Source organism: Promicromonospora sp. NPDC057488 (genome assembly GCF_042802395.1).
Lineage (GTDB): Bacteria > Actinomycetota > Actinomycetes > Actinomycetales > Cellulomonadaceae > Promicromonospora.
The window spans coordinates 1-4,065 of the sequence record NZ_JBHVEG010000301.1; the positions used below are offsets into that span (position 1 = coordinate 1).

Annotated in this window: 5 protein-coding genes; 1 reads left to right on the forward strand and 4 read right to left on the reverse strand. The window is 73.6% G+C overall.

The window, feature by feature from the left end; genetic code table 11:
• Nucleotides 1-54 precede the first annotated feature (54 nt).
• The 3 genes from ACFU5G_RS29390 to ACFU5G_RS29400 form a co-directional block, all read right to left on the reverse strand.
• Nucleotides 55-1,137 (reverse strand): glycosyltransferase, encoded by a 1,083-nt coding sequence (locus tag ACFU5G_RS29390; RefSeq protein WP_377252591.1) that lies wholly within the window; start codon nucleotides 1,135-1,137, stop codon nucleotides 55-57.
• Nucleotides 1,138-1,330: 193 nt separating this feature from the next.
• The gene (locus ACFU5G_RS29395) at nucleotides 1,331-1,987 is read right to left on the reverse strand and encodes a uridine kinase (protein ID WP_036966728.1); all 657 of its coding nucleotides are present in this window, start codon (nucleotides 1,985-1,987) and stop codon (nucleotides 1,331-1,333) included.
• 196 nt (nucleotides 1,988-2,183) lie between these two features.
• Entirely contained in the window at nucleotides 2,184-3,011 is an 828-nt protein-coding gene (locus ACFU5G_RS29400; protein ID WP_377252593.1) for a helix-turn-helix domain-containing protein, read from the reverse strand.
• A 50-nt stretch (nucleotides 3,012-3,061) separates the two neighbouring features.
• On the opposite strand from ACFU5G_RS29400, the gene ACFU5G_RS29405 reads away from it, so the two are divergent.
• Nucleotides 3,062-3,475: a DUF2000 family protein gene (locus ACFU5G_RS29405; protein WP_377252595.1), complete on the forward strand. Its 414-nt coding sequence runs from the start codon at nucleotides 3,062-3,064 to the stop codon at nucleotides 3,473-3,475.
• Nucleotides 3,476-3,546: 71 nt separating this feature from the next.
• Here ACFU5G_RS29405 and ACFU5G_RS29410 read toward each other — a convergent pair.
• On the reverse strand, nucleotides 3,547-4,065 hold a 519-nt coding region (locus ACFU5G_RS29410; protein WP_377252597.1), incomplete at its 5' end, for a lactate utilization protein C.

The following is a 4,065-nucleotide window of genomic DNA, read 5'->3' on the forward strand; positions in this document are numbered from 1 at the left end:
GTCGGCACCCCGGGGTGCCGACCACCTGACGTCCTACCGATCACCCGGGGAGCGTCACACCCGCGCCATCCGTAAACCCGCGTCGCGGTGCGTGCGCTCGATGACGCTCGAGTACCCGGCGATCATCCGGACGTGGCTGAACTTCGGCCGGACGGCGGTGCGCGCCGACTCGAGCTCCTCGCGCCGGGCCGCGGCCTCGATCCAGGTCGCGGCGATCTCGTCCGGGTCGAACGACGTCACGAAGCCGATCCGCTCGACGATGGAGGGCGCGTCGCCCACCGGGGTCGTGACGGGCACCGCCCCGCACATCGAGCCCTCGATGAGGCACAGCGGCGCGGCCTCGCCGAACGTCGAGGTCAGCGCGACGACGTCGGCCGTCGCGTAGACCAGCTCCATGTCGTGCCGCACGCCCAGCAGGTCCAGACGCTCCAGCAGGTCCGGGCGGTCGCCGAAGATGCGGGCCAGGTCGTCCTGCAGCGCGGGGTTGGCCGAGCTCATGCCCGCGCCGCACATCTGCACGTAGCCGGCGGGGTCGAGCTCGAGGAACGTCCGGGCCGACCGGAGGAACAGCTCGGGGTTCTTCATCTCGTCGTACCGCGCGGCGTAGACCACGACCGTCGCGTCGGCCGGGATCCCGGCCGCGCCCCGAAGGGCGAGCCGGCGTGCGCCCTGCACGGGCCGGAACCGGGCCAGGTTGATGCCGTTCGGCACCACGCGCAGCAGGTCGGCGGGCACGCCCGCCTCCCGGTAGGCGTCGCGCGTGGACTCCGCGCAGCAGACGACGGCCGCCAGGCGGCCCCGCTCCGCCGCGGTCAGCAGGTCGCCGAGGGCGTCGCCCTGGTGCTCCGGGTCCGACCGGTGCAGGCACGCGATGACCGGACGCTGCGGGAACGCGTCCTGGTTCACGAGCCGCAGCGGCTGCTCCTTGAGGGACAGGATGACGTGGGAGCTGCTGGCCTGGTGGGCCGCGGCGCGCAGCTCGGCCTCGGTGAACACCCGCGGGTCGTGATTCGCGTCGGTGCTCCGGCCCAGGGATCCGATCCGGACGCCCGCGGCGCGCAGGGCGCGGTAGCGGGGGTCGTCCTCCATGCGCTGGAGGGTGGCCTCGCGCCGGACCTCGTGGTGCAGGCTCAGCACGGAATGCTGCTGACGACCGCCCTGATGCAGACCGGCAACCACTGTCGAGTGCAGGACACGAGCCCCGCCGCTGAAGAAGCCCTCGTAGAGCGAGAGCACACGCAAACCGTTGCGCTGGATCACAGACACCACCTCCTGTGCCCAGGGTGAGCCCTGCGGATGTGCGTTACATGGCAATTTGGTTACACGAGGATTACGTATCCGAGGACTTCTGCACAAGGAGGTTTCGGATGTCTTTCTCGGCCTGAGCGGGTGAGGTTTCGCGGCAGCCCAGCGCGACCCACCGCTCGATCATCGCCGGCTCGGACCGCAGCAGCGAGGTCCCCCGGCGCAGCAGCGTCACGATCGGCTTGCGCGCCTCGGCGACGTCGCGCAGGAACCGGAACCAGAAGGTGACCAGGCGCGGCCGCGACAGGCAGATCGCGTCGGCGAGCAGCCCCTCGGCGCGGCACTCCTCGACGAGCTGCGCCGCGAAGATCCCCTCGGCGATCATCAGCGGCGAGTCCCCGATGTCGAGCCGGCGCATGCCCGTACGGCGCGACGTCGGGATGTCGTAGACCGGGACCTCGGCGCGGCCCTCGGTGGCCAGCTCCTGCAGCGCGGCCAGCGCGCCCTTGCCGTCCCAGCTCTCGGGGCTGTCCCAGTCCACGCTGCCGTAGCGCTGCGGCAGGCCGGGGTGGTCGATGTCGAGGTAGAAGTCGTCGAGCTGGACCACCGGCAGGCCGAGCCGCTGCGTGAGCGACGTCTTGCCCGAACCCGACGGTCCGGTCAGCAGCACCACGCGCGCGCGGGGGCGCCGCGCACCCGGGGGCAGGTCGAAGAGGGCGGGCTCGGTCACGGGGTCGGTCACGAGATCCGATTCTCCCGCACCGGACGACCGGTCGCTGCGGTGCGCGGGCGTGCGGGGCGTGACGCTTCTCGCCTTCGAGGCCTAAGTTTCTCCTCTTTGACGCGCTCGAAAGGGGAGAAACTTAGGCCTCGAAGGGGACGGACGACGGCGGCCGCCTCGCTGACGGACGACGGCGGCCCGCCCGCCCGCGCCCCGGTCAGCCCCGCTGGTAGCGCCCCGGCGTGGTCCGCAGCAGACGGCGGAAGTGCCGCGTCAGGTGCGCCTGGTCGTGGAATCCCGTTGCGGCCGCGACGGACGCCGCCGGCTCGCCGGCCAGCAGCCGACGTCGGGCCAGGTCCAGGCGCCGTCCGACCAGGTACCGGTGCGGCGGCAGGCCGAGCTCCCGCGTGAACGCGCGCACCAGGTGCGGCACGGTGACGTCCAGCTCGGCGGCGATCTCGGCGAGCCGCACCGGCCGCGCCGGGTCGGCGTCGAGCAGGTCGCGGGCGCGGCGGGCCGTGGAGGCCGACGGCGGCTCGCGCGGCGGCGTCGGGCGGCCGGTCAGGTGCCAGGCCAGACACTCGGTGACCAGGGCGAGCAGGCTCTCGGCCGCGACGTCCTCGCGCGCGGTCAGGGCCCGGTCGAGGCCGGCGAACCGCGCGCGCAGCGTGTCGTCGGGGACCAGCGGTGCGTCGACCGCCCGGCCGACCAGGGCGTCGTCGAGCACGGTGGGCTCCAGGTAGACCACGCGCTTGCGGAAGCCGCTCGCGGTCACGGACCGCCCGTCGTGCACCACGCCCGGGGGCAGCACGGTCACCCCGCTGCGCCGCGCGGCGTGCTCCTGACCGTCCAGCCCGTACCCGATCAGCCCGCGGTCGACAATCAGCACGGTCCAGGTGTCGTGCGTGTGCGCCGGGTAGGCGTGCTCGTGCCACGCGGCGTGCAGCACCTCGGCGACCCCCGGGACCGCGGGCCGCCAGGCGCGCACCACGTCCGGGGCCGGGCCGGCGAGGGCCGGGCCGGCGGGGAGATCGAGCGGGGGCACATCAAGAACGTACAAGATCCGCGGCGCCGTCCGCCCGCACGCTGGGCGACATGACCTTCGAACAGCCCAAGATCGTGATCGTGCTCCGCGACGACCTGCTCGCCTGGCAGGAGAACAATGTCACCGCCTTCCTGTCCAGCGCCGTGACCGCGGCCTACCCCGAGCTGGTCGGCGAGACCTACCGTGACGCGGACGGCCAGGAGTACCTCGCGATGCTCGGCACCCCGGTCATGGTCATGGTGGCCGACGGCGACCGGCTCGCGACCTTCCGGGAGCGCGCCGCCACGCGCGGCCTGCGCATCGGCGTCTACACGGCCGACCTGTTCGCCACGGGGAACGACGTCGACAACCGGGCCGCCGTCGCGGGCGTCGCAACCGAGAAGCTCGACCTGGTCGGCATCGCGGTAGCGGGCGAACGGCGCGTCGTGGACAAGGTGGTCAAGGGGGCGCGGCTGCACCCCTGAAAGCGCGTGGCGCCCGGCGGCCGAGCCCGCCCGCTGGCCGAGCCCGCCCGCTGGTCGAGCCTGTCGAGACCTCAGGACACGAGCGCCACGTGCAGCGTCCGGGGCCCGTGCACGCCCTCCACGCGGTCGAGCTCGATGTCGCTCGTGGCGCTCGGCCCGCTGATCCAGGTCAGCGGGCGGCCAGGATCGGCGTCGAGCAGCCGCACGGCCTCGGGCACGGTTTGCACCACCTGGTCGGTCCGGACCACGCACACGTGCACGTCGGGGACCAGGGAGATCGCGCGCCGGCCCTGGTCGGGCTCGCCGTCCAGCACGATCGTGCCGGTCTCGGCGACGGCGACCCGCGCGGCCGTCACCACGGCGTCGATCCCGTCCAGCTCGACCGCGGAGAGCGGCTCCTCCCGCGAGTCGGTCCGCACGACGACGTCCCCGAGTCCGGCGAGCCACCCCGGCTCGATCCCGTCCGGCACGACGACGGACCGCGCGCTCACCTCCGCGCTCCCTGCTCCCGCCCCGGCGGCCCCCCGGACGGTCGGCAGAACGTCAGATGGTCGGTATTCCGAGCTGCCGACCACCTGACGTTCTGCCGA

Coding starts and splice junctions, on each gene's coding strand:
- ACFU5G_RS29405 (WP_377252595.1), top strand. CDS start 3,062: ATGACCTTCGAACAGCCCAAGATCGTGATCGTGCTCCGCGACGACCTG.